Consider the following 26,187-nt stretch of genomic DNA (forward strand, 5'->3'; position numbering starts at 1 on the left):
AAACATGTCGGAAGCCATGACCTCCATTAATGTATCCAGTTCTTCCTGTATCGCATCGCTTCGGGGTCGTTTATATAAAAAACGCAAGTTGGTCACCTACTTTATTATCAGTACTCAATACTATGTAGGGACAAGAATAAAGGTGAAAATGGTGGAAATTCAGCTTAATGTGAAACATTTTTTTGCTGGACTCGTATAAACAAATGAACCATTAAGCCAACTATGATATGATGATAAGGAACCTTACATAATCTGCTATCTTTGAATCCATGTTTTGCTTTAGTAGGGGGGGATTATGAAATGAATCCATCATTAAATCAATTAAACATCCGCCCGTTAAGGTCCCTCTCTTATGAAAATTGGCTTGGAATGCTGCAAAAGCCGCTTCCGGAACGGCCTGACTTTTCAATAGAGAAGGGGACAATAGAAATCAGTCAAGTAATTGCGGAATTCCTCGGGGTTCCAATTGACACGGACGAATATTATAATCAGTTATTTGATTATATTGCGGAAAAGCAATGGAAGCTTCATTTATTAAGTGCGGATACGCTCGATAAATCGATTGAAAATGCATTGTTTCAATCAATTCAAAGGGTATTGAATATAAACCAGGAGCAGAATCTGTCAGTGAATCGCTTTACCGCCTTTTTAGAAGGAGAAAAGCTGCTGCTAAAATCACCAGTGCCTGCTCTACATCGCAAACTTAGGGAAGCGATGATTGCAACCCTTGAACTATATGCGAGCCAGGAAAATGGCGGCTTGAAAAATCAAGAAATAAGGCGGATTCTTGTTGATTTAATTAAGTGGTCAATTAACCATTTGCAGCCACTGCTTGATGTTGCCGACCCAGAGCGGGAGATGCCCAAATTTTTATGGTATGGCGACTTTAAAAGAAGCCACCAGTATTTTTTATTTTATTTAATCAATCTTGGCTGTGACATCGTTATTTTTCATCCTGAGGGTAAGGATATTTTGGCCGGGATCGCGGTAGACGGGGCATTCGTTCATCAATATCCGAAATCGCTTCCGCCCGAACCGTTCCCAAAAGAGAAGCGGAGTAGGAAAACAACGGTTGCATACCGGGCCTCCAAAGAAATTGAAACAATCTTAAACCAGGAGGGTGCAGGTCTTTATAAACCTTGGCAGTTAAGAGATTATACCCCTTCTTCGATTACATTAAAAACAACCTATGATGAATTGTTTATCATCTCGAAAGAAATTGCGATGATTCGTCCTGATTTTACCGTTGGTAACGGACAGGTCAAAATTCCATCCGTGTTTGCCAAAATACAGGGCGTCAGCAGAAATCGCAAGGAATATTGGGAACGCCTACATTCACTTGACGAGCATGAGGAAAGTTTATTGGTTCGACAGCTTCCATTTACCATACCAAGCAACAGTGACTTCCGATTCCATTATCGGAATGCGCTCGGTAAAGACGGATTAATCGATCCTGACAAAGTCCTGGCGGCACATTATTGGCCCTATTCGTTTTTACCGTCGGGCCTGCAAAAAGGTATTGCCAATGCCGTCAGGGCCATTTGTGACAAACCGGGTTTAAAGCCGTTGCCGATGGAGAGCTTGGAAGAGGTAAAGATTTATTTATTTACACAAGCTATATTCATGCCGAAGAAAGTGATTCAGTTATTGGAGAAATTCGATTATTCACAGCAGGTGCCAAAGCTAATTATTTTTAACAATGAAAAAACGGGCATGCTTACGAGATCGGATGCAGCGCTGCTGCTCCTGCTGAATCAGTTTGGGATTGATCTTATCGTGTACAATCCGACCGGCCATAACGATATTGAAAATTATTTACATGAGCAATTATTTGATATTCATTGGCTTGAGGATGTAGTCTTTGATTTGGAATATAAGGAACCTTCCGTGTCCATTTTTAAAAAAGGGCTTTTTCAAGGAATCTTAAAAAATTTAAGGGGAGATTAACCAGTGAACTTATCACCAAATTCATCCAGTGGTTTAACGCCTCAGCCTGCGGAAGACTTGCTGACAGAAACAAAAGTATCTGACATAAAGCTTGCATTAAGAAAGGAACCGGAAATTCAAAATCTGGCCCGGTCAATTGATGAACGGGATCAAATTCAGGTTTTAGAGTTTGGGAAGGAACCGGCAGAGCAAATCTCCAGGTTTTCCGATCAAATCCTGGGGAATATGCGTTCAACTAAGGTAGAGGATTCCGGGGAGCTTTTGAAGCAGCTTGGAAAAATTATGGATAAATTTGATCCAAAGGACTTTCAAAAGTCATCAGGCGGCCTGTTCAGCAAGCTGTTTAAAAAAGGCGAGAAAATGGTTGAAAAGCTGTTTGGCAAATATCAAACAATGGGTGGGGAAATCGACAAGGTCTATGTGGAGATTTCCAAATACCGTCAGGAGATGGTCGAGTCCACCAATATGCTGGAGTCCATGTATGAACAAAACTATCAGTACTACCTAACCCTTGAAAAATACGTTGTTGCCGGGGAATTGAAGGTAGAGGATTTGAAAAATAACCAACTCCCGCAACTAGAAGCAAAAGCCGCTTCTGGCGACCAGCTCGCTTCAATGCAGCTCGATTCGCTGCGCAATGCGATTGAGTTATTGGAGCAACGGATTTACGATTTGGAAATGGCGAAAATGGTCTCGTTACAAACAGCACCACAAATCAGAATGCTGCAGCGAGGAAACACGAAGCTGATTGGGAAAATCAATTCCGCCTTTGTGACGACCATCCCTATTTTTAAAAATGGCTTGATTCAGGCTGTGGCCGCCAAAAGGCAAAAGCTTGTGGCCGATTCGATGAGCGAGCTAGACCGCCGAACCAATGAAATGCTGCTCAGAAATGCGCAAAATATTTCACAGCAAAGCGCGGATATCGCCAGACTTGCCGGCGGGCCAAGCATTAAAATTGAAACAATCGAAGAATCATGGAATATCATCATCAAAGGTATGCAGGAAACAAAGGCAATCGAAGAGGAAAACAAACGCCTGCGCCAAGAAGGTACAAGGCGCTTGGAACAGCTTCAGGAAAACTTTAAGCAACTTAAACAGCAATACTAATAATTATTTGATGAGGTGAAGAATAATGGCAATTAATCTGACAAAAGGCCAGCGTGTTGATCTGACAAAAGGAAATCCGGGACTTTCAAAAATTGTGGTAGGCTTAGGTTGGGATCCGGTTCAAAGCTCAGGCGGCGGCGGTGGTTTCTTCGGTTCTTTGTTTGGCGGCGGCGGCGGGGGTGCCAATATCGACTGTGATGCCTCGGTCATCATGCTTGGAGCGAATGACCGCCTGCAAAATAATAAAGATGTCATTTATTTTGGCAATTTACGAAGTGCCGACGGAAGTGTCCAGCACACAGGTGATAACTTGACCGGTGATGGCGATGGTGACGATGAGCAAATTATCATTGATTTAAATAGGGTCCCTGCTAATATTCAAAAGCTTGTTTTCATCGTTAATATTTATGATTGCGTTAAGCGCAAGCAGCATTTTGGCATGATTCGTAATGCGTTTATCAGGGTGGTAAATCCAAGCAATCATCAGGAATTAATTCATTATAATTTATCGGATGACTACAGTGGAAAAACATGTTTAATTACTGGAGAGCTTTATCGCCACAACAATGAATGGAAGTTTGCAGCCATCGGAACCGGCACCAATGCGGCTGGACTTAGTGAAGTTGTACGTTCTTATAGCTGATAAAAGTTTGTAAGAGGTGATATGAATGGGAATTAACTTATCAAAAGGACAAAGAATTGATTTAACGAAAACAAACCCAGGTCTAACCAAAGCAATCGTCGGGCTGGGCTGGGACACAAATCGGTATCATGGCGGTTTTGATTTTGACCTGGATGCTTCGGCATTCTTGACCGATGCCAATAATCAGGTAGTAAACGATTTGGATTTCGTTTTTTATAATAATTTGAAGGATCCTTCAGGTGCCGTTGAGCATACCGGAGATAACCGAACTGGTGAAGGTGACGGGGACGATGAACAAATCAAAATTGATTTTAGCAAAGTTCCATCACATATCCATCGGATTGCGATCACTGTGACAATTCATGATGCAGAGGCAAGAAACCAAAATTTTGGGCAAGTCAGCAATGCTTTTGTCCGGGTCGTCGATGAAGAAACTGGACGGGAAATTTTAAGGTTTGACCTTGGTGAGGACTTTTCTGTTGAAACCGCGGTAGTAATTTGCGAGCTTTACCGCCATAACGGCGATTGGAAGTTCAATGCCGTTGGCAGCGGGTTCGCCGGCGGACTTGCCGCCCTGTGCCGCAATTTTGGATTGCAAGTTTAGGATTGATTAGAGAAGCCGCCTTTTTAGGCGGCTTTTGTAATGATACCCAGACTTTCCTGTTATATACAAATCCCTCGATTGTTTTACCATGCTATAATTCTATTAATATACTTTTTATGGGGGGGATAGTATGCGTAAATGGTTTATCGCATTTTTGATTCTCAGCTTGTCCCTAATTTCAATTACCACTTCACAAGCATCCATTGACGGTATCAGGCTTGCTGACTTTCCAAAAAGTTCGGGGCTTTCCCATACGATTAACAACAACATATCCACTAGCGTAAAGCAAATTGTCATCCTGCCCAAGCAAGCCTTTAATCAAAACGATGCCGCTGGGATTATTAATAGAATCAGTAAATTGCCAGATTCCCTTTTAGCTAAAATACAGGATCAAGGAATCACCCTAAAGATGTTTACCGGTAAGCTCACCGATAATCCAACCGCCAGTCATTTAAAAGGAATAACCCCTAGAGGCTATCAGAATAACGCTACCTGGGATGACGTCCCTGGCATCGGCGGCGGGAAGGTCGTATTAGTCAAAATTGGCGCTAGTGAAAAAGGAAGGGGACACGGCACCATCAACCTGGAATTGCATGAAATGGCGCACTCAATTGACCATTATATATATGATAATATCAGTGAAAAACAGTTATTCCACGAAATCTGGGAAAAAGAACATGATCAATTGTTCCCTGGAAACAGCTACTTTCTTTATCCTGAGGAATATTTTGCGGAAACTTTTGCAATGTATTATTTATCTCAAGAAACTAGGAATCTATTACATGTCAAAGCTCCGCTAACTTTCGAATTGATAAAGAGCCTTGAGTAACTTAAAATAGGATAATATGAATGGAAGTTAGAGGAGTGTGGATTTTGAAACAATATTTAGACTTATGTAAGCACGTATTGGAAAATGGCACTGTTAAAGGTGATCGGACTGGAACGGGAACCATCAGCACCTTTGGCTATCAAATGAGGTTTGATTTGGAGGAAGGATTTCCCCTGGTGACGACCAAAAAGCTGCATCTAAAATCAATTATTTATGAATTGTTATGGTTCTTAAACGGTGATACGAATGTCCGCTACCTTCAGGAAAACGGCGTTCGGATTTGGAATGAGTGGGCCGATGACAACGGTGAACTTGGCCCGATTTATGGCCATCAATGGCGCTCTTGGACAGGTGCAGACGGAAACACTGTGGATCAAATCAGCGAATTGATCCAGCAAATTAAAACAAATCCTAATTCACGCAGGCTGCTCGTCAACGCCTGGAATGTGGCGGAAATTAACAAAATGGCACTACCGCCATGCCATTGCATGTTCCAATTTTATGTAGCTGACGGCAAATTATCCTGCCAGCTTTATCAACGCTCGGCCGATGTTTTTCTCGGGGTTCCGTTTAACATCGCATCCTATGCGCTGCTTACAATGATGATTGCCCAGGTTTGCGGATTGAAGCCTGGAGAATTCATCCATACTTTTGGGGATGTCCATATTTATCAAAACCACATCGAGCAAGTTAAGCTGCAGTTAACAAGGGAACCGCGGAAATTGCCAACATTAACAATCAACCCGGATGTAAAGGACATTTTCTCCTACCAATTTGGAGATTTTACATTGGAAAATTACGACCCGCATCCACATATTAAAGGAGTCGTCAGCGTATGATTTCGTTTATAGTGGCCATGGATGAAAATCGCGTCATCGGTAAAAATAATCAGCTGCCATGGCATCTGCCTGAGGATTTAAAGTTTTTCAAGCGGGTGACGATGGGACACCCAATCGCAATGGGGCGAAAAACCCATGAATCGATTGGCCGCGTACTTCCGGGGAGAGAGAATATCATCATAACTCGGCAGCCGGATTACCTTTCAGAGGGCTGTACCGTTTTCCATTCTGTAGAGGAGTTTATTACCTGCTGCAAAGACCAAAATGAGGAAATCTTTGTCATTGGCGGGGCGGAAATTTTTAATGCAACCTTCGCTTTTGCTGACCGGCTTTATATTACTCTCATCCATGAACAATTTGATGGGGATACATTTTTTCCAGAATATCCTGAACAAGACTGGGAGCTTATCTCCCGTGAACAAGGAATCACAGATGAAAAAAATCCGTATCGTTATGAATTCAGAATTTACCAGCGTACGAAAACAAAGCAATATTAAACAAAAAAGCATCAGCGAGGCTGGTGCTTCTTTGTTTAATAGTTAACTCCATTCAATTCGTAGTCTGCCAATTTGGCAAGCATGCCATGGAATTCGTGTGGATGGCAAAATTCTTCCTCATGGAAATGTGCTTTAATCCAGGATATTAATTCTTTTGGACTATTAAAGTATTCTCCACTGCGATCGCTTTTTCGAATGGTGTATCTTCCGTTGTCATCATCTAGTGTTACCTCAACCGGCAAGGCCCCATCAAAACTGCATAGAAAAAATTCCATCCAACTCACATCCTTATCCTTTAGAAATTTCTTAATAACGGTTCTAATGTTCCAATTATATGCAAAAATATATTAGTTGTCAAAATATTTTAACAATTTAATTTGATAATCTACATTGACTTACACAATGGTTATTGTTAAATTTAATAGAGCATGAAATTGGAAATGCTAAATATCACAGTAACCCAATTTTTATTGGATATGTGAATTTACTATGAATTATTTCAAATAATTATCCCAAATTGATATTTCAATACTATAATCGTAGTAGAAACAATTAAATTTGAAGGGGATGCACAGTATGTTTTCAAATATTGGAGTTCCAGGCTTAATCTTGATTTTAACACTTGCCCTTATCATTTTTGGACCAAAAAAATTACCTGAAATCGGACGCGCCTTCGGCCAGACTTTGAAGGAATTTAAAAAATCAACGCGTGAACTTACCGATGATGTAATCGAAGACATCAAAGAAGAAAAGGAAAAATTGAGCAAATAGGTGTAAGATTTCATGTCTTGCACCTTTTCTTCTCGGTTTTTCACCTATATGAATGTGAGAAAACGTAGTAATTTACGAGTTGGCAGGGGAAATACATGGAAGATAAAGAATTACAATTGGTCGATCACTTAGAGGAATTACGGAAAAGAATTATCATTTCAGCTCTTGCTTTTGTAGTCTTTTTTATCGTTGGTTTTATTTACGTGGGTGATATCTATAAATGGTTTGTCGGTGACACCAAGCTTTTGGTGCTTGGTCCAAGCGATATCATGTGGATTTATTTCATGCTTGCTGGTGTGGTGGCGATTGCCGGTACAATCCCGGTTCTGGCACTGCAAATCTGGCTGTTCGTCAAACCCGCATTAAAACCGCTTGAGAGAAAGATCACCTTATCCTATATTCCGGCACTGTTTCTGCTATTTATTGGAGGTCTTGCTTTTGGCTACTTTGCCATCTTTCCGATGGTTCTCAAGTTTTTGATCAGCATGGGGCAAGATATGTTTGTTACAAACTTTACTGCTGAACGGTATTTCAATTTCATTTTGAATATGACGTTGCCATTTGGTGTGCTGTTCGAATTGCCGGTTGTAGTCATGTTTTTAACTTCAATGGGGATTATTAACCCGTTTGTTTTGGCCAGAGTTCGCAAATATGCATATTTTGTCTTGGTCTTAATCGCGGTTGTTATCACCCCACCTGACTTTATGTCAGACTTTGTAGTCACAATGCCACTATTGCTTTTATATGAAATCAGCATCAATTTATCAAAATTCGTCTACCGGAAGAAATTAAAAAAAGAACAAGAAAATGAATTAGTAGAAGTATAAAAAGAGACCTTGAGGAAGTTTGCCTCAAGGTCTTTTTTATACCAAATTGATGTAAAAGTATAATTTTAAGGGATGGGTAGTTTCCAATATTTTCATGTTTCAAATTAAATATATGATAAGAATGCAGTTAAGAAGGATTTGTGTATTTTTTTGAAAAATTAAGACGAAAGTCCTAAAGTATACTACAATTGCCTTGAAATCAAGTTTTTTCCTATTTTTAATAATGTGGAGGGGTAGCGGATGAAAAGACATAAAACAGTTTATGAAGCCGCAATCGACCATGGTTTTAGCCGTCGTGACTTCCTGAAAATGTGTACGGCACTAGCCGCAACGCTTGGGCTTGAATTCACACAGTCAGACAAGGTTGTAAAAGCCATGGAAACAAAAACCAGGGTACCTGTAGTATGGCTGCAATTTCAGGATTGCACGGGCTGCTCGGAATCCTTTATTCGTTCGTCGCAGCCAAAGACGGAGAGTGTGCTGCTGGAAATGATTTCACTAGAATATTCAGAGGTGCTTTCTGCTCCATCCGGCCATCAGGCAGAAGCGGCCATGAAACAGGTCTTAAATGATTACAAAGGCAAATATGTCCTGGCTGTTGAGGGAAGTATCCCTGATGATGAAGCTTTCCTTTCGGTTGGTGGGATATCAGCAAAAGAAACATTCAAAGAAATGGCCGCTGGTGCAATGGCTATAGTTGCTTATGGATCTTGTTCATCATGGGGAGGCATTGCGGCTGCCCATCCTAATCCGACCGGTGCTAAGCCAGTCACTAGCTTTGTAAAAGATACTCCAATTATCCTTGTACCTGGTTGTCCGCCAATTGCCGAGGTTATGACGGGTGTCATTGCTCACATTATTACATTTGGAAAATTGCCGGAATTGGATCAATTTGGCCGCCCAAAAGCTTTTTATCGCCACCGGATTCATGATAAATGTAACCGCCGTGCTTATTTTGATGCTGGGTTGTTTGTCGAATCCTTTGATGATGAGGGGGCAAAGCAGGGCTATTGCTTATATAAAGTTGGTTGCAAAGGACCGACTACGTATAACTCTTGTGCGGAAATGCGCTGGAATGGTGGAGTCAGTTACCCGATTCAGTCGGGAAATCCTTGTATTGGCTGCTCGGAAAAAGATTTCTGGGATAACGGGCCATTCTTCACTAGAAGGGCGAAAATCCCTGGTACGCAGACAACCATGAATCCTGACTCTGTCGGTATGGCTGTTGTCGGACTTGCAACTGCTGGTGTTGCCGTTCATGCGGCCGGAACAGTAGTCAAAAGAAAGCTTGATGATAAACGAGGTGACGAAGAATGAGTGAACGTATAGTTGTCGATCCGATTACCAGAATTGAAGGCCACCTGCGTGTCGAAGTGGATGTTGATGAAAACGGTATCATTAAGGAAGCGTATAGTTCCGGGACTTCTGTCCGAGGCTTGGAACTGATTGTAAAGGACCGTGACCCTCGGGATGTTTGGGCTTTTGTACAGCGCATTTGCGGTGTATGTACGACAACACATGCTTTAACCTCGATTAGGGCTGTAGAAGATGCACTAAAAATCAAGATTCCTAGAAACGCTCATTTAATTCGAGACATAATGAACGAAGCTCAGTTTGTCCATGACCATGTTGTTCATTTTTATCATTTGCATGCTCTGGACTGGGTCGATGTCGTCAGTGCGACGCAGGCAGACCCTGGAGAAACATCAAGGATTGCCCAATCCATCTCAAGCTGGCCAAAATCATCCCCAGGTTACTTCACTGATGTTCAAAATAAGGTCAAGAAGTTGATTGAGAGTGGCCAGTTGGGGATTTTCGCAAATGGCTATTGGGGACATAAAGCCTATAAGCTGCCACCGGAAGTAAACTTGCTTGCTGTGGCCCACTATCTTGAAGCTTTGGATTGGCAAAAGGAAATTGTTAAAATCCATACTATCTTCGGCGGCAAAAACCCTCATCCGCACTATGTTGTCGGGGGGATGGCGACGCCACTTGATATTAACAGCGATAATGGAGTGCATGCCGAACGTCTCATGCATGTATCGCAGATTATTGACCAGGCAAGAGAATTTGTGAATCAGGTATATATTCCAGATTTGCTTGCAATTGGTTCGTACTATAAAGATTGGACATATGGCGGCGGCTTGAATAATTATCTTTGCTATGGCGATTTCTCGACCGGCGATATTTACGATACCAAGCTATATCGGATGCCAAGAGGTGTAGTGTTAAACGGAAATCTTAACGAAGTATTAGAAGTCGATCTTAAAGATCCTAAGCATGTACAGGAATTTATCGACCATTCCTGGTACACCTATGATGGCAAAGAAACTGGAAAAGGAAAGCATCCGTTTGTTGGCGAGACAGAATTTAATTATACCGGACCGAAAGCGCCTTATAAACAATTGGATACCGAAAATAAATACAGTTGGTTAAAAGCGCCGCGCTGGAAGGAACATCCAATGGAAACCGGACCATTAGCAAGGATGATTGTAGGCTATGCCTCAGGAAAAGAAGAGATTGTCAGCATCGTAGATGAAACTTTGCAAAAGCTGAATCTGCCAATTTCAGCATTGCAGTCGGCACTTGGCAGAACTGTGGCGCGCGGACTTGAAACAGTGCTTATTTCCGGATGGCTGCGCAATGATATGGATTTGTTATTGAAAAATATCGCGAACGGCAACCAAGTGACGTTTGACAGAAGCAAATGGGAGCCAAGCACATGGCCGGAACGCGCCAAAGGTGTAGGCTGGATGGAAGCCCCAAGGGGAGCATTGGGGCACTGGATTGATATTGAGGATGGCAAAACGAAAAATTATCAGGCCGTTGTTCCAACAACATGGAATGCTTCACCGAAGGATCACAAAAATAAAATCGGTGCCTATGAAGCCGCATTGAAAGGAACACCAATGCTGGATAAGGATCAACCGCTCGAAATCATGCGGATTATCCATTCCTTCGACCCATGCCTTGCTTGTGCTGTTCATTTGACTGATTTGGAAACCAATAAAATGACTGAAATCCGTATAGGTTAGGGGGGGAGACAAATGGGTGCGCCTAAATTACCGACTCAGCCTCCGGGAACCTTACCGAAACCTACAGTTTTAAACAGCGAGAGTTCCTACCACCCGGAAGAGCCAATCAAATATACCACTATGGAAAATGATGTGAAGGCCTATGTGTGGGAATTGCCGATAAGAATTTACCATTGGGTTAATGCAGTATGCATCGTGATTTTGATGGTAACAGGCATTTATATTGGAAAACCTTTTGCCGGAGCGGGAATTCCGGAAGAAGCCTATTATTCAAATCTAATGGGCTGGACCAGATACATTCACTTCTTTACCGCGTTTGTGTTTACAGCCGCCTTTATCTATCGGATGTATTGGTGCTTTATGGGAAACAAGTTTTCCAAATTTAACCCATTGCGCTGGGTGTTCTGGAAGGATACCTGGGAAACGATTAAGTTTTATTTGTTCTTGCCAAATAAAAAGCCGCACTTTGTGGGCCATAATCCGCTCGCATATTTAAGCTATTGGATCTTCAACTATCTTGGATCCTTGATTGTGATCCTGACCGGTTTCTATATGTATTTTGAGCCGCAAAAGGAAACAGTATGGGCTAAAATGTTTTCATGGGTTCCGTATATGTTCGGGGACAGCTACCTGAGCCGTTCATGGCATCATTGGACTGCGTGGGGCTTCATGTTGTTTATCGTGCTGCATGTTTACTTGGCCTTCCGTGATGATTATCTTGAACGCTGCGGCTCCATCTCATCCATGTTTACTGGTTATAAAACTGAACCAAAGAAGGCAGTTGGTGAAAAAAACCATAAATAATGTGTATAAAGCCAATTGGAGTACGCTATTATCCTTTTCAGGTCGAGGAATAGGATAATGGCTGCTCCAATTTCTTTTTAGCTGTTTCCAATTAAATGTGAAATTTTTTTGATTTTTTCAAAAAAGGTTTAAAAATTATTCACAGTTATTACCTTATCAGAGTGATAGCATAAAAGTAGGAATATTTAGGGTTAAATTTATAGATCGGAGCATGCAGATGAATAAAGATAAAATTACGATTTTAGGAATTGGCAACACATTATTTTCAGATGAAGGTGTTGGCATCCATCTTCTGCCGATTTTAGAAACTGCCTTAAAAGACTATGAAAATATTGAAATCGTTGAAGGATTGACAGATGGAATGAAGCTGCTTGGACCTGTGGAGGACGCCGAAAACCTGATTATCATTGATGCGATCAATGCCGGCAAGCCTGGGGGTTCCATTATTAGGCTGGAGGACGATGAAATCCCGGCGTACTTTGGCATCAAGATGTCCATTCACCAGATGGGGTTCCAGGAAGTCTTGCTTGCGGCAAAATTGCGGGAGCGATACCCGAAACAAATTGTTATGTATGGCATGCAGCCAACCTCTCTTGAGTTGGGAATCGGGTTGACGGAAACGAACCAGGCAAGACTTGGTGAACTTGCGCACGCTGTCATTAACCAAGTAAAAGCCTGGGGTACGGAAGCATGAAACGGGGAGAATTCTTAAAAGAGATGGCCGGGAGCCTGTTTTCCACCGTCAAATCGGCCTATGAACCATTTCTGGCAGATGACTTGGAAAAGGTGGAGGAAGCAGCGGACAGGGCATTGGGAATCACTTGGGTACCCTTGATGAACGTAAATGAGCTTTATTCAGACCTTGAAATGAAGTTTTTTATTGGAAAACCGATCGTAATCTCCCGTCAAGAATCAAACATTCAAGCGAGGAGCGGGGTGTGCCCAGAATGCTCCGCGATTATTATCCTGACATCTCTGAACCTGAGCGGGAAATGTTTGAATTGCCAAAAGGAATTTAATTTTAAGACGAGTACCGGGGACCTAAATCTTGAATCACTGCCCATTAAAGTAAAGAACTATCAATATTTAATTGGATTAACCAAGTTTAAGAAGTAGGTGATTAACATGCATGAAATGTCTTTGATGGGGGATATCATCCAGCTGGTTCAAGAGGATGCTGCCGTAAACGGGTTAGGGAAAATTGAAAAGATTGAATTGATTGTCGGGGTAATTGCCAATGCCATGCCGGATGCCTTAAAAATGGCATTTGATATTTTCCGGGATCAAAATCCGCATATTTTTGCTGAAACGGCAGAACTTGTCATCCACCTTGAAGAGGCAAAAGCAAAGTGTGTGTTATGCGATTTGGAATATCGGCCGGAGCAAAAAATTGCCCTTTGTCCAAGCTGCAACATCCCCTCTGGTAAGGTGCTGGCGGGAGAAACGTTTCAAGTTCTATCATATGAAGGGAGTAATCAATGATGAAAGTTACATTAAGAACGGATGTGTTAACCAATAACAACAAGGCAGCTGAATTCAATCGTGATCTGTTCGAAACAACCAAGACATTGGTCATCAATTTGATGAGTTCGCCCGGTGCCGGAAAGACTACATTACTGGAGGAGACGGTCAGGGAACTTTCCGGAAAATACCGTATCGCCGTCATTGAAGGTGATTTGGCGACGGAAAGGGATGCCGATCGCATCAGGGCAATGGGCGCAAAGGCGGTCCAGATTAACACCCATGGCGGCTGTCACCTTGATGCCCGAATGGTTGCAGCTGCGCTTGGAGAATTAGATTTCGAAGAAATTGATATTCTCTTCATCGAGAATGTCGGCAACTTGGTCTGCCCATCAGGCTACGATCTTGGTCAAAACCATAAGGTAGCGGTTCTTAGTGTTCCTGAGGGCAATGACAAGATTCCGAAATATCCGCAAATGTTTATGCGAACCGAGCTTGTCCTGTTAAATAAAATTGATCTGCTTCCATACTTGGATTTCAGTGTCGAAGAGGCGAGACAGGACTTAATGGAGATAAATCCGGAGTCAACGCTTATCCCGGTTTCGGCACGAACACGGGAAGGTCTTCATGAATGGTTTTTCTGGATTAAAGGAGCTTATGCAAAATGCATACAGCGGTAAGGATTACTGTGCAAGGCAGGGTTCAGGGCGTCGGGTTTCGACCATTTGTGTTTCAGCTCGCAGACCTTCATCAGTTGGACGGAACCGTGCAAAATAACATGGATGGGGTCAAGATTTATTTGAAAGGCTCCCGAAAGTCGATTGAATTATTTTTACAGGATTTGAGGAAAAGGGCACCGCGGCTATCGAAAATTAATCAAATAACGGTTGAAGAAACGGAGATTCAAGATTGCAGTAACTTTACGATTATTCCGAGTGAGCGGAGCGGGACATCGATGCTTGTGATTCCGATTGATTCGGCAGTATGCGACGATTGCCTCAGAGAAATGAATGACCCGGACGATTTTCGCTATCAGTACCCGTTTATCAACTGCACCCAATGTGGTCCGAGATATACAATTATCGAGGCATTGCCATATGACCGACCATATACGTCAATGAAGGACTTTCCGATGTGCGATGATTGTCGCAAGGAGTATGAGGACCCTACGAACAGAAGGCATCATGCGCAGCCAATCGCCTGCCCGAAATGCGGCCCAAAGGTGGGGTTGCTCGATGGGAGCGGCGGGCAACAAGATTCGGAGAATCCCATTGCCGATACAATTGAACTATTAAAAGCAGGAAAAATCATCGCCATAAAGGGAATCGGCGGCTATCACCTAGCCTGCGATGCCAGAAATGAACACGCTGTCACTAAATTAAGGACGCGTAAGAACCGGCCTATGCGGCCGCTGGCGGTTATGGCAGCCTCTATAAAAGCTGCATTGGAGTTTTGCGAAATAAGTGAAGATGAAAGGGAATTGTTGTCTAGTCCTGAATCTCCTATCGTAATCCTTAAGAAAAGCAGCCATTATGGTCTGGCTGAAAAGGTGGCGCCTGGAATGAGCACGATTGGCGTCTTGTTGCCTTATACCCCGTTGCATCATTTATTATTTGCCGACCAGGAGCTTCCTTGTCTGATTATGACAAGTGCCAATCCTTCAGGACTGCCAATTTTATATAAGGATGATAGGGCCGTGCAATATTTGGAGGGTATCGCCGATTACTATCTCGTACATAACCGTGAGATTCTTCATCCTGTGGATGACTCGGTGGTTCAGCTCAATGATGGCAAGCTTGATTTTTTAAGGAGGTCCCGCGGCTATGTTCCCGATCCCTTTACGACTACACTGGACGTTTCAGGAATTGTCGCATTCGGTGGCCAACAAAAAACAACGTTTACAATCGGAAGAAACCAGCAAATTTTTGTTGGTCCACATATTGGCGATTTGGAAAATGTGGAGACGATCGAGCATTACGGACAGGAATTAGAGCATCTGTTGAAGTGGGTCGATACTCCTCGGTGGCATGCTGTAATGGATGTACATCCGGGTTACCAGGCGCAGCATGTGGTAAGAGAATACGGGTTTAAGAACATCATTGAGGTTCAACATCATCATGCCCATATGGCGGCGGTTTTGGATGAACATAGGATATCCGGAGAAGCTTACGGGATTATTCTGGACGGTACTGGCTATGGTCTTGACGGTAATGTTTGGGGCTTTGAAATTTACCATGGCGATGGTGCGGAGTTTGAACGTGTTGCTCATTTACAGTATACCCCGCTCCCGGGAAGTGAAAAGTGCATCCGAGAACCATGGCGCAACGCGGCGGCCATGCTGATTTCGCTCCTTGGTGATGAAGGAGTAGATCTGGCTGAGGCTATTTTCCCAGAGAAGGTTTCAGAGATTGCTATTTTAAAAGCAATGGTTGAAAACAAGATTAATACCATATATGCCGGAACGTGTGGCAGGCTGTTTGATGCGGTCAGCGCGATCTGTGGCGTGACCAGGGTGTCAACCTATGATGGAGAGGCCGCTATCCATTTAGCCGAGCTTGTCGATGAAACAATTATGCACGAATCGTATCCATACCAATTAATAGATGGAGAGGTTTTAACGATTGATTTTTCAAAAATGCTGAGGGAGATTTCCTTGGCGGTTTTGGCTGGTGCAGATATAGCCACGGTTAGCGGAAGATTTCATGAAACAGTTGTCCAAGCGATTGTTGGGGCAATGGTAAGGATACATGAAAAACGGTTAGCATTTGAAAAAATAGTAGTGCTTTCCGGCGGGAGCTTCCATAACCGGTACCTGCGTAAACGAATTAGTGAGGAATTAAGCAACCGAGGATTTAGGGTATATGTTCCGGAAACAGTCCCTTGCAATGATGGCGGTTTATCTTACGGGCAATTGGCTGTTGCTGCAGCGAAAAGGAGAGTGGAAACATGTGTGTCGGCGTCCCTGCAAAAGTAATTAAAAAGCACGAATATAGCGCTGTTGTTGATGTAATGGGCTCGCAAACAACAGTGGGAACAATTTTTGTCCCTGAAGTAGAACTTGGAGATTATGTGATCGTTCATGCCGGGCAGGCGATGAGTATCGTTGATGAAACATACGCGAAACAAAGTGTGGAAGAATGGAGGAAACTCGTTCATGCTCGAAATTCTGAAACAGTCTAGTAATCCGGATATCTGCAGGCCCCTTGCCGAGGCTGTCATTGAGAAAGCAAAAGAGTTTCAGCAAAAATATGGCCGCAAGCCCGCCTTTATGGAGGTTTGCGGTTCCCACACAATGGCACTTGCTCGTACGGGTGTGAAACAGCTGCTAAAAGAGGATGTAAACCTGATTTCAGGCCCAGGCTGCCCTGTCTGCGTCACGGACCAGCGTTCGATTGATGCAATGATTGCCCTTGCAGAAGGCGAAAATCGAATTATCTGTACATTCGGCGATATGATGCGGGTGCCCGGCTCGGCCAAAACACTTCTGGACGCAAAGATTGCCGGCAAAGATATTCGCGTTTTATATTCACCGGTAGAAGCTGTTAAATTGGCAGAGGAAAATGCTGATAAAGAGGTTATTTTCCTTGGAGTTGGCTTTGAAACCACCATCCCGATCCTGACGCTCATGGTCGGTGAAGCGGAACGGCGCGGAATCAGCAACTTCTCGATTTGGATGACAACAAAGTTGGTAGAGCCCGTGCTTCGTTACCTGTTGGAAGCAGGGGAAGTGAATTTGGATGGTTTCTTGCTTCCAGGCCATGTATCTATTGTACTCGGAGAAGATTCCTACCAATACTTGGTTGATGAATACAACGTATCCGGCGTCATTACGGGCTTTGAACCGGCTGAATTACTGTCTGGAATCTATAAATTAATCGATTTAGCCTTAACTGGAAACGTGGCAATTGAAAACAACCATCCTGCCGTCGTCAGCAAAACCGGAAACCAGGTGATTCATAAGTGGCTGGATAAATATTTAACAGAAGCAGACGAAGCCTGGCGAGGTATTGGTGTAATTGCAAAAAGCGGATTGGATTTAAAACCGGAGTATAACCGGTATAACGCCAAAAAAAGGTTTCAAGTGGAAGTTGGCGAACCACGCAAAACAAAGTGCCGCTGCGGGGAAGTCATACGCGGATTAATCTCGCCGACACAATGTCCATTGTTCGGCAAAGCCTGCCACCCAATGAACCCGATTGGACCTTGCATGGTATCGGCAGAAGGAAGCTGTGCCGCTTATTATCAATACATGAGGGAGAGCTTTTAATGGAAAAGTTTATTAGTTTAGCCCATGGTGATGGCGGAGAACTAAGTCATCGCTTGATTCGTGAGATATTTGTCGATGCCTTTGGCGATGAAAAAGCTGCCCTGTTTGATGCTGCGGAAATTACATTATCCACAAAGCAAATTGCCGTTTCAACAGATTCGTTTGTCATTAAGCCCATATTTTTTCCGGGTGGATCAATCGGCAAATTGGCAGTGGCCGGCACCGTAAATGATTTGGCTGTAAGTGGCGCAAAGCCTGCGTTTCTCACCTGCGGGTTTGTGATTGAAGAGGGTTTTCCGGTTTCCGATCTCAAGAAGATCGTTGCGGATATGGCGAATGAAGCAAGAAACACAGGCGTGACTATTGTTGCCGGTGATACAAAAGTTGTCGAGCGCGGCAGTGCCGATGGTGTTTATATCAATACCACCGGAATTGGAATCTACGAACCTGAAATCGGCTGCAGACTTGGATTTGAGGAAGGGGATGCCATCCTCGTGACAGGGACGATTGGAGACCATGGTGTTGCTGTTTTGGCCGCTAGGGGCGAACTCGGCATTTCCGCTCCTATCGATAGTGACTGTGCCTCGTTGAACAGAATGCTTTGGGAAGTGTTGCAGCAAACAAGCGGTGTAAGAATTATGCGTGACCCGACCAGAGGAGGCCTCGCCACAACTTTGGTAGAAATCGCTGAAGATTTCCATGTGACGATGAAAATCAAAGAAACAAGCCTGCCGGTAAAGCCGGTGGTCCATGGTGTTTGTGACCTGTTGGGTTTCGACCCACTATATCTTGCCAATGAAGGCAAGGCGATCATTATTGCTGCTGACAGCGAAAAAGACAAGGTGCTGGGCATTTTGCGGACCTTCCCGGAAGGCAAAGATGCCGTTCAAATAGGCACAATCACCGGTAAAGAAAAAGGACAATTGCTGCTGGAAACCCCGCTGGGCTCCAGGCGGCTATTAACGCGATTAACCGGGACAATGTTTCCGAGAATATGCTAGAAAAAGAGCCTTCATTCTATTCTTTTAGAATGGGAGCTTTTTAGTTTATAGCGGCAGGAGCACGGATTGTTATGCTTCTAATATTTTTAAATAATGACATGTTTCAATCACCGCTAAAAACCTGTATAATACAAAGCAGTAAGGTAAGGATGTGAACAAATGAGCAAAGTAAAAATTGTAACCGATTCAACAATGGACATGCCAATGGAAATGATTGAGGAATTAGGGATTACAGTCGTGCCGTTGGCCATTACCATAAATGGAGAAACCTATTTGGATCGGGTGAATTTAGAACCGGTTGAATTTATTGAAATGATGGGCAGCTCAAAAGAATTGCCGAAAAGCTCACAGCCATCGGCAGGAGCATTCCTGGAAGTATATGATCAACTCGGCCAGGAAGGCTATGAGGTTTTATCAATACATATGACTGGCAAGATGAGTGGCACCGTTCGGTCAGCGGAAAGTGCCGCACAAATGACCCAAGCGAAAGTAACCGTGATTGATTCGAAGTTCATTTCAAAAGCATTGGCTTTCCAGGTGAAAGAGGCTGCAGAAATGGCGAATCAGGGAAAAAGCTTAGAGGAAATTCTAGACCGTCTTGACATAGTAAGAAACAATACAAAGCTTTATATAATGGTAGATACACTGGAAAATATGGTTAAAGGTGGCCGGATTGGAAAGGGAAAGGCTTTAATAGGGTCATTACTAAATATTAAGCCAATCGCTTCTTTAGAGGGTGCGGAATATAATCCAGTTGCAAAAGTTCGCAGTCATTCTCAGGTTGTTAAATTTATGGCCAAGCAGTTTGCTGAGGACGTGAAAGACAAGACAATCCGTGGTGTTGGCATTGCCCATGCCGAGGCACAAGAACTTTCACAAAAAATAAAAGATAGTATTTATGAATTAACTGGTTTCCAGAACGTGGAAATTGATTATACAGGTCCAACTGTCAGTACCCATACAGGACCTGGAGCGCTGGCGTTAATGTATTATTTTGAATAAAAATGTGAAGGGTGGAGCCCCCGCTGGCCCCATCCTATTTTGCTTTTTCTAGTTCCTTGGTTGTTTCGGAAATCGTATAACCTAGCCGATGCAAATGCTTCCGAATTCCGCTACGTTCCCAAGTTGTCATGATGGGATTCACCAACGCGGCTTTCGGATAAAAAATCCCGATTTTGGTCAGTTCTTCAAAATTTAGGCCCTGGCGGACATATCTATCAATTGTTTGGTCCCTCCGATCAATGATCGAAAGAAATGTTTCCAATGCTTCACGAAACTCCCGTTTGGAGAAGGTACCTTTTTGATGGCCTGTAATATAAGTGTCAGCATCAAGGCTTAACAGCCGTTTCCCCGAGGCAATAAAGTCCTCAATATTACCATCTGTTCCGTTATACCATGGACCAAATGAGGTCATATCATAATCCCCCGCAAACACGACACCCAATTCGGGGAAATACGGGCAAGATAGTCCCGCTGTGTGTCCTGGTGTATGTAAAAACATGACTTTTACATCACCAAAGGTATACTCCGTTTCATATTCATAGGAACCGGAAATCTCATCAAGACTGTTTATCCATTCCCGCGGTAACGAATTTTTCCACACTTCCATACCTTGTTGGCCCCATTCTTGGTAAACACCATTTGCTTTAGCGATTCCCTCAACAGTCCGGGTGGTTTTGAATTCAATCGGATTGAGGAGCTTCGTTGTATCCTTAAAGAGATGGTTATGCCGGGTATGGTCCGGGTGATAATGAGTATTTATGATTAATTCAACACCGTAGTTGTCACTTATGTCCAGTAATGAATTGACATCTGCACCAGTATCGATTAGCACCTTTTCTCCACAATCAATATATAAACTGCGGGAAAAGGGAACCTTGCTGTTATTTGGCCCCTCGACAATGACAATCGGGCCTATTCTATTCATGTAATACACCTCTCAAGTAATTTCCGTTATCATTTCAAGTTTTTTCAAAAATGAGTGAATACTCATTCATAATACCATATATTTCGGGTCCATGAAATATTTTAATTATCCCGGGTCTTTAGCCCTTTTTCTTTCATCCTTGACCAATCTTTGTTACACTAGACACGAAAGTTGGTTAAGTATGTGGTTAAAGGGTGATTTTGTGAGACAAGGCTATGTAGTTATTTTATTATTATTTACTTTATTAGTTGCGGGGTGTGGTCAGAAAGAGATTCAGAATGCGGTGAATTGGCCAGTAGATGATTTTTCAGCTACCACTCAAGATAATAAGACAGTAGCACTTAAAGATTTAAAGGGGAAGATTTGGATCTCGGACTTTATTTTTACTAGCTGTGCCGATGTATGCCCGCCAATGACAGCAAACATGGCGAAGTTGCAGAAAATGGTCAAGGATGAAGAGCTTGAAAATGTAGAGTTTGTTTCATTTACTGTCGACCCGACAGTTGATACACCGGAGCGCTTGAAAGAGTATGCGGGGAATTTTGGTGCGGATTTTTCGAACTGGACATTGCTTACAGGGTATTCACAAGAATTCATTGAAGGGTATGCAAGAAAAAGCTTTAAAACGATAGTCAAAAAGCCGGAAAACGAGAGTCAGGTTATTCATCAAACGTATGTTTACTTGGTTGACCAGGATGGTAACATAAAAAAAACATATGACTTGTTTAAGAATGTCCCATATGATGAAATCATTCATGATATTAAAGCACTACAATAGACCATTTAAACGGTCTATTTTTTTTGACAGGAATAGGATATAGTATAGATTTTTTTGAATCGCTCCTGGCATGTTATAATAAAAATAGTTTAGAAGGAAGGTGAATATTGGATGAAAAAGTTAATACCCCTTCTAATTCTCTCGACATTTTTCTTGGGCTCCTGCAGTGAACCGGATTCTTGGGCATTACATCAAGTGAAGAGTGCTGCTGTTCCCGTTTTTGAACCAGTACCCGCGGATTTTATTCCACGAAAATTAACGGTTTTATCAACGGGCGATTCCTTAACACAGGGTATTGGTGATAGCACAGGGCATGGAGGTTATTTACCTTATTTAAAAACAATGCTTGAACAAGAAAAGGGAATCAAGGAAGTTGATTTTTATAATTACGGTGTGAAGGGAAACCGCACAACCCAGTTACTCAAGCGCCTGCAAACCCAAGAAATGAAGACACTCCTAAAACAAGCGGATTTGGTAATTCTTACGATTGGCGGTAACGATATTATGAAGGTTGTCAAAGACAATTTTGCCAATTTGGCGATTCCAGTATTCATGAACGAAAAGGAAGTTTATCGAAACCATCTGACTGATATTTTTGAAACCATTGTACAAGAAAATCCCAATGCTTCTATTGTTTTGGTGGGACTTTATAATCCCTTTTCAAAATGGTTCTCGAATATAAGAGAAATGGATCAAATCGTCTCTGAATGGAATAAGGCCGGTCAAGGCGTAGTCGCTAATTATCCCAATGCCTATTTTGTCGGAATCGAGGATTTATTTTTAAATCACGATGAAAATCTACTATATACCGATAATTTTCATCCCAATGATAAGGGCTATGAATACATTGCCCAGCGGTTGAATGAAGTAATGGATGCACAAGTATTACCTGATTTAGACAAAAAGTCGTTTATGGTCAGTACAGAGGAGAATTAGAGGTTAATGAAAAATAAATGGAAACTTGGATTCCTGATTTTGCTTGGAATCAACGTTTTGATAGCTATTATCATTTCTTCAATGATTTTGGCCACCGGTGAGGATAAACAAAATGAAAGTACCAAACCGCTTACAGGCGAGTATGTGTCCTTCCATGTGAATTCCAATAAGTATGATTTAAATCGGCTAATTAACCATTATTTACAGGAGGAAACCGGTGATTCCCCGATTAAATACCGGGTTTTATTAGGGGAAGAGGTTGAATTGTATGGAAAGATACCGGTCTTCAGTGAGGAGGTTAATCTTAAATTAACCTTTGAACCGGAAGCTTTAAACAACGGTGACTTGGTGTTAAAGCAGAAGTCGATGTCAATTGGTAGTTTGCCGCTGCCAATATCCTATGTTTTGAAATTTATCGGTGATAACTATAAGCTTCCAAAAGGTGTAGACATCAGGCCGAATGATAAACAAATTTATGTTCATATGGGTCAGTTAAAGATAAAAAGCGATATGAAAATTAAGGTGGATAAATTTGATCTTAAAAAGGACCAGATTGGCTTTACTATTTTGGTTCCGATAAACTAGGCAAACAATTTATTGTTTACATTTTTTAGTTGGCATCATATAATAATCACAAATATGGTTGAAAGTGGGTGACGTGCAATGTTAATTGAAATGATATTAATTGTTTCTAAATTGAATACAGTTTGCACAGCCCATCGAGGCTCCATTTAAGGGGAGTTCTGACCATTTTTATTCCTTTATGCAATGAATTGGAACCATGGGCTGTGTCTGCCTATGGTTTTTTATTTTAATAATTGCTGGAGGAATAAACATTGAATTTATTAACAATTGGTTTAACTGATCAGATTAAAACACATTTTGAAACATTGAAGACCGAAGAAAGCATGATAATTGGCCGAGTGGCACTAGAGCATAAACGAATGTACCGAATTTGGACAGAGCAAGGGGAAATGCTTGCCGAGGTATCCGGAAAATTCAGCTTCCAGGCGCAAGGCAGAGAGGACTTTCCTGCTGTAGGCGACTGGGTCGTGGTGAAACCGAGGGTTGCTGAAGGAAAAGGTACCATTACGGCCGTACTGCCTAGGCAAAGCAAGTTTTCAAGAAAAATGGCGGGGAATACGACGGAAGAACAAATTGTTGCGGCAAATGTCGATACCGTCTTTTTGGTCAACTCTTTAAATGAGGATTTAAATTTACGCCGAATCGAGCGCTATCTTTTGTTGGCTTGGGAAAGCGGCGCCAACCCGGTGATCGTATTAAGCAAGGCTGACTTATCTCCCAATGTATTGGAAAAAATAACAGAAGTGGAAACGGTAACCTTTGGCGGCGTACCGATTATTCCAGTTAGCGCGGAACTTGGCGAGGGGCTCGAAGGTTTGGAACCTTATCTGCAGCCTGGGAAAACAGTTGCCTTACTGGGTTCCTCAGGGGTTGGGAAGTCTACTTTAACGAACTGTTTGCTGGGGCAAGAAAAGCAATTGGTACAGGAAATTCGCCAAGCCGATGATAAGGGCCGTCATACGACAACACACCGGGAAATGATTATGCTCTCTAATGGCTGTATTTTAATCGATACACCGGGGATGCGTGAACTTCAGTTATGGGAAAGTCCCGACGGGCTGTCAGAGACTTTTTCAGAAATTGAGGAATTGGCATCATCGTGCAAATATCGTGACTGTGGGCATCATGATGAACCGGGCTGTGCGGTTATAGGGGCAATTAGAGAGGGACAGCTTTCTCCCGAGCGACTGACCAGCTACCATAAGCTTCAAAAGGAGCTGGCATATCTTGAGCGAAAATCCGATAAACGGGCGCAGACTGAAGAAAAACGGCGCTGGAAAAATATTACGAAGCAGGTCAGGTCGAAAAAGTAAGATAATCGATTGAAGCTGAACCATCCGGTTCGGCTTTTTCTATGGTTTCAAACCGAAAATTTTCTTTTTGTTGCTCCATTTTGTATACTCATATTAATATGATTCTAATATAAGTGGGGTGGAAATGTTGGAAAAATCGAACCAACTGGCAACGTTTGCCGGCGGCTGTTTCTGGTGCATGGTGAAGCCGTTCGATGAACAGCCAGGAATTATCAATGTTGTCTCGGGTTATACCGGCGGAACAGTAGAAAACCCGACCTATCAGCAAGTTTGTACGGACACGACCGGGCATTATGAAGCAGTGCAAATAACCTTTGACCCGGAAGTTTTTCCTTACGAAAAACTGCTGGAATTATTTTGGCAGCAAATTGACCCGACAGACACAGGCGGTCAATTTTATGACCGAGGCCAGTCTTATCAAACCGCTATTTTTTACCATAATGACGAACAAAAACGATTGGCCGAGGAATCTAGAGAAGCGCTCGCAGCAAGCGGCCGGTTTAATAAGCCAATTGTGACGCCGATACTGGGGGCCAAAACGTTTTATCCGGCAGAAGAGTATCACCAGCATTACTATAAGAAAAATCCGGCTCACTATGAACGATACCATATTGGTTCCGGACGTGCCGGATTTATTCAACAGCACTGGGGGGAGCAGAAAAAATGAAAAGAGATGTAGAGCAGTTAAAAAAAGAACTAACACCAATGCAGTTTGAGGTAACGCAAAATAATGGCACCGAGCCGCCATTTCGCAATGAATATTGGAATGAGATCCGTGATGGCATCTATGTAGACATTGTCTCAGGTAAGCCATTGTTCAGTTCGCTCGATAAATTTGATGCCGGCTGCGGCTGGCCGAGCTTCACGAAGCCAATTGAAGAAGCTGAGATATTGGAAAAATCCGATCACAGTCATTTCATGATTCGTACCGAAGTGAGAAGCAAATCAGCCGATTCCCATTTGGGCCACGTTTTTGATGACGGCCCCGAACCGACTGGACTGCGATATTGCATCAACTCCGCAGCATTGCGATTCATCCCAAAGGAAGATCTTGAAAAAGAAGGATACGGGGAATATATAAAACTGTTCGATCAAAAGTAAAAAAGCCGCGTAATTGCGGCTTTAACTTTTTTCCTTCTGCTTTCCACTCGATGTCATCCCGCCCGATAGGATGAATTTCATCGCATCTTCAGGCTTTACATCAATAATTTCCACTTGCTCTTTCGGAATCAGAAAGGTGAATCCTGCCACCTGAAAGGTTTGCTGGACATAAACCGCAACATGGTCTTTTAATGGGCTATAAAATTCCTCCAGCGCCTCTGAGGTAATAAAGCCGATGCTTCGCATTTCAGTCCCCGGAATCACCACCAAAGCAACCTTCGAAAAAGATTTCTTCTCCCCAAGAAAGGATTGGATTGTGTCTTTTATGACAGAATAAATCGTTTTGACCACAGGGATTTTATCCAGTAGCCGGTCAATCAGTTTAATCATTTTTCCGGTCAAATATTTGGTAGACAGCCAGCCTAATAATGTAATCAAAATGAAAGTGGTTAATAGGCCAATCCCCGGAATGTAATCTTCCCTTAAATAAGGCCGCAATGAATCACCCAAGATTCCGTCCAGAAATAAAAATGTTTTATAAATTACGTAGATGACCAGTATGATGGGGACAATGGTCAAAATCCCGTTAATAAAGCTTTTAATGATTGATTTCATTTTTTCTCCACCGCCAGTTTTATCATTGTCTTTCATAATATAGGCGTATGCACATACAGGTCAAGTACCTACTACATAAAGTAACCATGAACAGAAACAAAGGAGGAGTGACTGCAAATGTATGGTGGATATGGATATGGTTTTGACGGCTGCTGCGGCGGCGCGGTAGGTGGCTACGGGTACGGCGGTGGCTTTGGCGGCGGATTCGGATTTGGATTTGGTGGTTTTGCGCTGATTGTTGTCCTGTTTATTCTTCTTATCATTATCGGTGCAAGCTGGGTAGTTTAAAAATGAAAA

At 42.7% G+C, this 26,187-nt stretch carries 31 protein-coding genes; 28 read left to right on the forward strand and 3 right to left on the reverse strand.

Going from position 1 to position 26,187, the window contains the following annotated elements; genetic code table 11:
- The first annotated feature begins 300 nt into the window (after positions 1 to 300).
- From AR334_RS15880 to AR334_RS15910, 7 genes are all read left to right on the forward strand, one after another.
- Positions 301 to 1,947, forward strand: a complete 1,647-nt coding sequence (locus tag AR334_RS15880) for a YceG family protein (protein ID WP_066313168.1) — start codon at positions 301 to 303, stop codon at positions 1,945 to 1,947.
- Positions 1,948 to 1,950: 3 nt separating this feature from the next.
- Positions 1,951 to 3,057, forward strand: coding sequence for a toxic anion resistance protein (locus AR334_RS15885; RefSeq protein WP_066313173.1), 1,107 nt, complete (start codon positions 1,951 to 1,953; stop codon positions 3,055 to 3,057).
- 25 nt (positions 3,058 to 3,082) lie between these two features.
- Entirely contained in the window at positions 3,083 to 3,700 is a 618-nt protein-coding gene (locus tag AR334_RS15890; RefSeq protein ID WP_066313178.1) for a TerD family protein, read from the forward strand.
- Positions 3,701 to 3,725: 25 nt separating this feature from the next.
- The gene (locus tag AR334_RS15895; protein WP_066313184.1) at positions 3,726 to 4,304 is read left to right on the forward strand and encodes a TerD family protein; all 579 of its coding nucleotides are present in this window, start codon (positions 3,726 to 3,728) and stop codon (positions 4,302 to 4,304) included.
- A gap of 130 nt (positions 4,305 to 4,434) precedes the next feature.
- A complete protein-coding gene (locus tag AR334_RS15900; RefSeq protein ID WP_066313186.1) occupies positions 4,435 to 5,133 on the forward strand; it encodes a toxin in 699 nt (232 codons plus the stop codon).
- Between the two features lie 44 nt (positions 5,134 to 5,177).
- A complete protein-coding gene (locus AR334_RS15905; protein ID WP_066313193.1) occupies positions 5,178 to 5,972 on the forward strand; it encodes a thymidylate synthase in 795 nt (264 codons plus the stop codon).
- Positions 5,969 to 6,469 (forward strand): dihydrofolate reductase, encoded by a 501-nt coding sequence (locus AR334_RS15910; protein WP_066313196.1) that lies wholly within the window; start codon positions 5,969 to 5,971, stop codon positions 6,467 to 6,469. The genes AR334_RS15905 and AR334_RS15910 overlap by 4 nt, the downstream gene beginning before the upstream one ends.
- Positions 6,470 to 6,504: 35 nt before the next feature.
- Here the strand turns inward: AR334_RS15910 and AR334_RS15915 are convergent, their stop codons facing one another.
- Positions 6,505 to 6,744 (reverse strand): threonine dehydratase, encoded by a 240-nt coding sequence (locus AR334_RS15915; protein WP_066313198.1) that lies wholly within the window; start codon positions 6,742 to 6,744, stop codon positions 6,505 to 6,507.
- A 301-nt stretch (positions 6,745 to 7,045) separates the two neighbouring features.
- On the opposite strand from AR334_RS15915, the gene AR334_RS15920 reads away from it, so the two are divergent.
- The 14 genes from AR334_RS15920 (at position 7,046) to AR334_RS15985 (ending at position 19,637) form a co-directional block, all read left to right on the forward strand.
- The gene (locus tag AR334_RS15920; protein WP_066313200.1) at positions 7,046 to 7,240 is read left to right on the forward strand and encodes a twin-arginine translocase TatA/TatE family subunit; all 195 of its coding nucleotides are present in this window, start codon (positions 7,046 to 7,048) and stop codon (positions 7,238 to 7,240) included.
- Positions 7,241 to 7,335: 95 nt separating this feature from the next.
- Positions 7,336 to 8,067: a twin-arginine translocase subunit TatC gene (gene tatC / locus AR334_RS15925; protein ID WP_066313201.1), complete on the forward strand. Its 732-nt coding sequence runs from the start codon at positions 7,336 to 7,338 to the stop codon at positions 8,065 to 8,067.
- A gap of 240 nt (positions 8,068 to 8,307) precedes the next feature.
- The gene (locus tag AR334_RS15930; RefSeq protein WP_066313203.1) at positions 8,308 to 9,384 is read left to right on the forward strand and encodes a hydrogenase small subunit; all 1,077 of its coding nucleotides are present in this window, start codon (positions 8,308 to 8,310) and stop codon (positions 9,382 to 9,384) included.
- Positions 9,381 to 11,102, forward strand: coding sequence for a nickel-dependent hydrogenase large subunit (locus tag AR334_RS15935; RefSeq protein ID WP_066313207.1), 1,722 nt, complete (start codon positions 9,381 to 9,383; stop codon positions 11,100 to 11,102). The genes AR334_RS15930 and AR334_RS15935 overlap by 4 nt, the downstream gene beginning before the upstream one ends.
- 120 nt (positions 11,103 to 11,222) lie before the next feature.
- Complete coding sequence (gene cybH, locus AR334_RS15940; protein ID WP_082692985.1) at positions 11,223 to 11,906, forward strand: Ni/Fe-hydrogenase, b-type cytochrome subunit; 684 nt, start codon at positions 11,223 to 11,225, stop codon at positions 11,904 to 11,906.
- Positions 11,907 to 12,123: 217 nt separating this feature from the next.
- Entirely contained in the window at positions 12,124 to 12,600 is a 477-nt protein-coding gene (locus tag AR334_RS15945; protein WP_066313219.1) for a HyaD/HybD family hydrogenase maturation endopeptidase, read from the forward strand.
- The gene (locus AR334_RS15950) at positions 12,597 to 13,022 is read left to right on the forward strand and encodes a hypothetical protein (RefSeq protein ID WP_066313230.1); all 426 of its coding nucleotides are present in this window, start codon (positions 12,597 to 12,599) and stop codon (positions 13,020 to 13,022) included. The genes AR334_RS15945 and AR334_RS15950 overlap by 4 nt, the downstream gene beginning before the upstream one ends.
- 9 nt (positions 13,023 to 13,031) lie before the next feature.
- Positions 13,032 to 13,388: a hydrogenase maturation nickel metallochaperone HypA gene (locus AR334_RS15955; RefSeq protein ID WP_066313235.1), complete on the forward strand. Its 357-nt coding sequence runs from the start codon at positions 13,032 to 13,034 to the stop codon at positions 13,386 to 13,388.
- Positions 13,388 to 14,047: a hydrogenase nickel incorporation protein HypB gene (hypB, locus tag AR334_RS15960; RefSeq protein WP_066313905.1), complete on the forward strand. Its 660-nt coding sequence runs from the start codon at positions 13,388 to 13,390 to the stop codon at positions 14,045 to 14,047. The genes AR334_RS15955 and hypB overlap by 1 nt, the downstream gene beginning before the upstream one ends.
- Complete coding sequence (gene hypF / locus AR334_RS15965) at positions 14,032 to 16,341, forward strand: carbamoyltransferase HypF (RefSeq protein ID WP_066313246.1); 2,310 nt, start codon at positions 14,032 to 14,034, stop codon at positions 16,339 to 16,341. Before hypB ends, hypF begins: the two co-directional genes overlap by 16 nt.
- Positions 16,314 to 16,547 carry a HypC/HybG/HupF family hydrogenase formation chaperone gene (locus AR334_RS15970; protein ID WP_066313248.1) on the forward strand — a complete coding sequence of 78 codons (234 nt, stop codon included), beginning with the start codon at positions 16,314 to 16,316 and terminating at the stop codon, positions 16,545 to 16,547. The genes hypF and AR334_RS15970 overlap by 28 nt, the downstream gene beginning before the upstream one ends.
- Positions 16,522 to 17,634, forward strand: coding sequence for a hydrogenase formation protein HypD (hypD, locus tag AR334_RS15975; RefSeq protein WP_066313250.1), 1,113 nt, complete (start codon positions 16,522 to 16,524; stop codon positions 17,632 to 17,634). The genes AR334_RS15970 and hypD overlap by 26 nt, the downstream gene beginning before the upstream one ends.
- Positions 17,634 to 18,635 carry a hydrogenase expression/formation protein HypE gene (gene hypE, locus AR334_RS15980; RefSeq protein ID WP_066313253.1) on the forward strand — a complete coding sequence of 334 codons (1,002 nt, stop codon included), beginning with the start codon at positions 17,634 to 17,636 and terminating at the stop codon, positions 18,633 to 18,635. The genes hypD and hypE overlap by 1 nt, the downstream gene beginning before the upstream one ends.
- A 159-nt stretch (positions 18,636 to 18,794) precedes the next feature.
- Complete coding sequence (locus AR334_RS15985; protein ID WP_066313258.1) at positions 18,795 to 19,637, forward strand: DegV family protein; 843 nt, start codon at positions 18,795 to 18,797, stop codon at positions 19,635 to 19,637.
- A 34-nt stretch (positions 19,638 to 19,671) separates the two neighbouring features.
- On the opposite strand, the gene AR334_RS15990 is transcribed toward AR334_RS15985, so the two are convergent.
- On the reverse strand, positions 19,672 to 20,562 hold the full coding sequence (locus AR334_RS15990) for an MBL fold metallo-hydrolase (protein WP_066313267.1): 891 nt from the start codon (positions 20,560 to 20,562) through the stop codon (positions 19,672 to 19,674).
- A gap of 181 nt (positions 20,563 to 20,743) precedes the next feature.
- On the opposite strand from AR334_RS15990, the gene AR334_RS15995 reads away from it, so the two are divergent.
- The 6 genes from AR334_RS15995 (at position 20,744) to msrB (ending at position 25,275) form a co-directional block, all read left to right on the forward strand.
- On the forward strand, positions 20,744 to 21,340 hold the full coding sequence (locus AR334_RS15995; protein ID WP_066313275.1) for an SCO family protein: 597 nt from the start codon (positions 20,744 to 20,746) through the stop codon (positions 21,338 to 21,340).
- Positions 21,341 to 21,451: 111 nt separating this feature from the next.
- On the forward strand, positions 21,452 to 22,276 hold the full coding sequence (locus tag AR334_RS16000) for an SGNH/GDSL hydrolase family protein (RefSeq protein ID WP_066313278.1): 825 nt from the start codon (positions 21,452 to 21,454) through the stop codon (positions 22,274 to 22,276).
- 6 nt (positions 22,277 to 22,282) lie between these two features.
- Positions 22,283 to 22,861: a YpmS family protein gene (locus tag AR334_RS16005; protein WP_066313284.1), complete on the forward strand. Its 579-nt coding sequence runs from the start codon at positions 22,283 to 22,285 to the stop codon at positions 22,859 to 22,861.
- 323 nt (positions 22,862 to 23,184) lie between these two features.
- Positions 23,185 to 24,174 (forward strand): ribosome small subunit-dependent GTPase A, encoded by a 990-nt coding sequence (gene rsgA / locus AR334_RS16010; protein ID WP_082692986.1) that lies wholly within the window; start codon positions 23,185 to 23,187, stop codon positions 24,172 to 24,174.
- 127 nt (positions 24,175 to 24,301) lie between these two features.
- Positions 24,302 to 24,841, forward strand: coding sequence for a peptide-methionine (S)-S-oxide reductase MsrA (gene msrA, locus AR334_RS16015; RefSeq protein ID WP_367576364.1), 540 nt, complete (start codon positions 24,302 to 24,304; stop codon positions 24,839 to 24,841).
- Entirely contained in the window at positions 24,838 to 25,275 is a 438-nt protein-coding gene (msrB, locus tag AR334_RS16020) for a peptide-methionine (R)-S-oxide reductase MsrB (protein ID WP_066313301.1), read from the forward strand. The genes msrA and msrB overlap by 4 nt, the downstream gene beginning before the upstream one ends.
- Positions 25,276 to 25,296: 21 nt before the next feature.
- Here msrB and AR334_RS16025 read toward each other — a convergent pair whose 3' ends face one another.
- Positions 25,297 to 25,890 (reverse strand): DUF502 domain-containing protein, encoded by a 594-nt coding sequence (locus AR334_RS16025; RefSeq protein WP_066313907.1) that lies wholly within the window; start codon positions 25,888 to 25,890, stop codon positions 25,297 to 25,299.
- Positions 25,891 to 26,007: 117 nt separating this feature from the next.
- Here AR334_RS16025 and AR334_RS29000 point away from each other — a divergent pair, with 117 nt between their 5' ends.
- Positions 26,008 to 26,178, forward strand: coding sequence for a YjcZ family sporulation protein (locus tag AR334_RS29000; RefSeq protein ID WP_082692967.1), 171 nt, complete (start codon positions 26,008 to 26,010; stop codon positions 26,176 to 26,178).
- Positions 26,179 to 26,187 lie beyond the last annotated feature (9 nt).

This window comes from Bacillus sp. FJAT-29814, from assembly GCF_001510715.1.
Lineage (GTDB): Bacteria > Bacillota > Bacilli > Bacillales > Cytobacillaceae > Neobacillus.

Coding starts and splice junctions, on each gene's coding strand:
- AR334_RS15880 (WP_066313168.1), top strand. CDS start 301: ATGAATCCATCATTAAATCAATTAAACATCCGCCCGTTAAGGTCCCTC.
- AR334_RS15890 (WP_066313178.1), top strand. CDS start 3,083: ATGGCAATTAATCTGACAAAAGGCCAGCGTGTTGATCTGACAAAAGGA.
- AR334_RS15895 (WP_066313184.1), top strand. CDS start 3,726: ATGGGAATTAACTTATCAAAAGGACAAAGAATTGATTTAACGAAAACA.
- AR334_RS15900 (WP_066313186.1), top strand. CDS start 4,435: ATGCGTAAATGGTTTATCGCATTTTTGATTCTCAGCTTGTCCCTAATT.
- AR334_RS15910 (WP_066313196.1), top strand. CDS start 5,969: ATGATTTCGTTTATAGTGGCCATGGATGAAAATCGCGTCATCGGTAAA.
- AR334_RS15915 (WP_066313198.1), bottom strand. CDS start 6,744: ATGGAATTTTTTCTATGCAGTTTTGATGGGGCCTTGCCGGTTGAGGTA.
- AR334_RS15920 (WP_066313200.1), top strand. CDS start 7,046: ATGTTTTCAAATATTGGAGTTCCAGGCTTAATCTTGATTTTAACACTT.
- tatC (WP_066313201.1), top strand. CDS start 7,336: ATGGAAGATAAAGAATTACAATTGGTCGATCACTTAGAGGAATTACGG.
- AR334_RS15930 (WP_066313203.1), top strand. CDS start 8,308: ATGAAAAGACATAAAACAGTTTATGAAGCCGCAATCGACCATGGTTTT.
- AR334_RS15935 (WP_066313207.1), top strand. CDS start 9,381: ATGAGTGAACGTATAGTTGTCGATCCGATTACCAGAATTGAAGGCCAC.
- cybH (WP_082692985.1), top strand. CDS start 11,223: ATGGAAAATGATGTGAAGGCCTATGTGTGGGAATTGCCGATAAGAATT.
- AR334_RS15945 (WP_066313219.1), top strand. CDS start 12,124: ATGAATAAAGATAAAATTACGATTTTAGGAATTGGCAACACATTATTT.
- AR334_RS15950 (WP_066313230.1), top strand. CDS start 12,597: ATGAAACGGGGAGAATTCTTAAAAGAGATGGCCGGGAGCCTGTTTTCC.
- AR334_RS15955 (WP_066313235.1), top strand. CDS start 13,032: ATGCATGAAATGTCTTTGATGGGGGATATCATCCAGCTGGTTCAAGAG.
- hypB (WP_066313905.1), top strand. CDS start 13,388: ATGAAAGTTACATTAAGAACGGATGTGTTAACCAATAACAACAAGGCA.
- hypF (WP_066313246.1), top strand. CDS start 14,032: ATGCATACAGCGGTAAGGATTACTGTGCAAGGCAGGGTTCAGGGCGTC.
- AR334_RS15970 (WP_066313248.1), top strand. CDS start 16,314: ATGTGTGTCGGCGTCCCTGCAAAAGTAATTAAAAAGCACGAATATAGC.
- hypD (WP_066313250.1), top strand. CDS start 16,522: ATGCTCGAAATTCTGAAACAGTCTAGTAATCCGGATATCTGCAGGCCC.
- hypE (WP_066313253.1), top strand. CDS start 17,634: ATGGAAAAGTTTATTAGTTTAGCCCATGGTGATGGCGGAGAACTAAGT.
- AR334_RS15985 (WP_066313258.1), top strand. CDS start 18,795: ATGAGCAAAGTAAAAATTGTAACCGATTCAACAATGGACATGCCAATG.
- AR334_RS15990 (WP_066313267.1), bottom strand. CDS start 20,562: ATGAATAGAATAGGCCCGATTGTCATTGTCGAGGGGCCAAATAACAGC.
- AR334_RS15995 (WP_066313275.1), top strand. CDS start 20,744: ATGTGGTTAAAGGGTGATTTTGTGAGACAAGGCTATGTAGTTATTTTA.
- AR334_RS16000 (WP_066313278.1), top strand. CDS start 21,452: ATGAAAAAGTTAATACCCCTTCTAATTCTCTCGACATTTTTCTTGGGC.
- AR334_RS16005 (WP_066313284.1), top strand. CDS start 22,283: ATGAAAAATAAATGGAAACTTGGATTCCTGATTTTGCTTGGAATCAAC.
- rsgA (WP_082692986.1), top strand. CDS start 23,185: ATGATAATTGGCCGAGTGGCACTAGAGCATAAACGAATGTACCGAATT.
- msrB (WP_066313301.1), top strand. CDS start 24,838: ATGAAAAGAGATGTAGAGCAGTTAAAAAAAGAACTAACACCAATGCAG.
- AR334_RS16025 (WP_066313907.1), bottom strand. CDS start 25,890: ATGAAATCAATCATTAAAAGCTTTATTAACGGGATTTTGACCATTGTC.
- AR334_RS29000 (WP_082692967.1), top strand. CDS start 26,008: ATGTATGGTGGATATGGATATGGTTTTGACGGCTGCTGCGGCGGCGCG.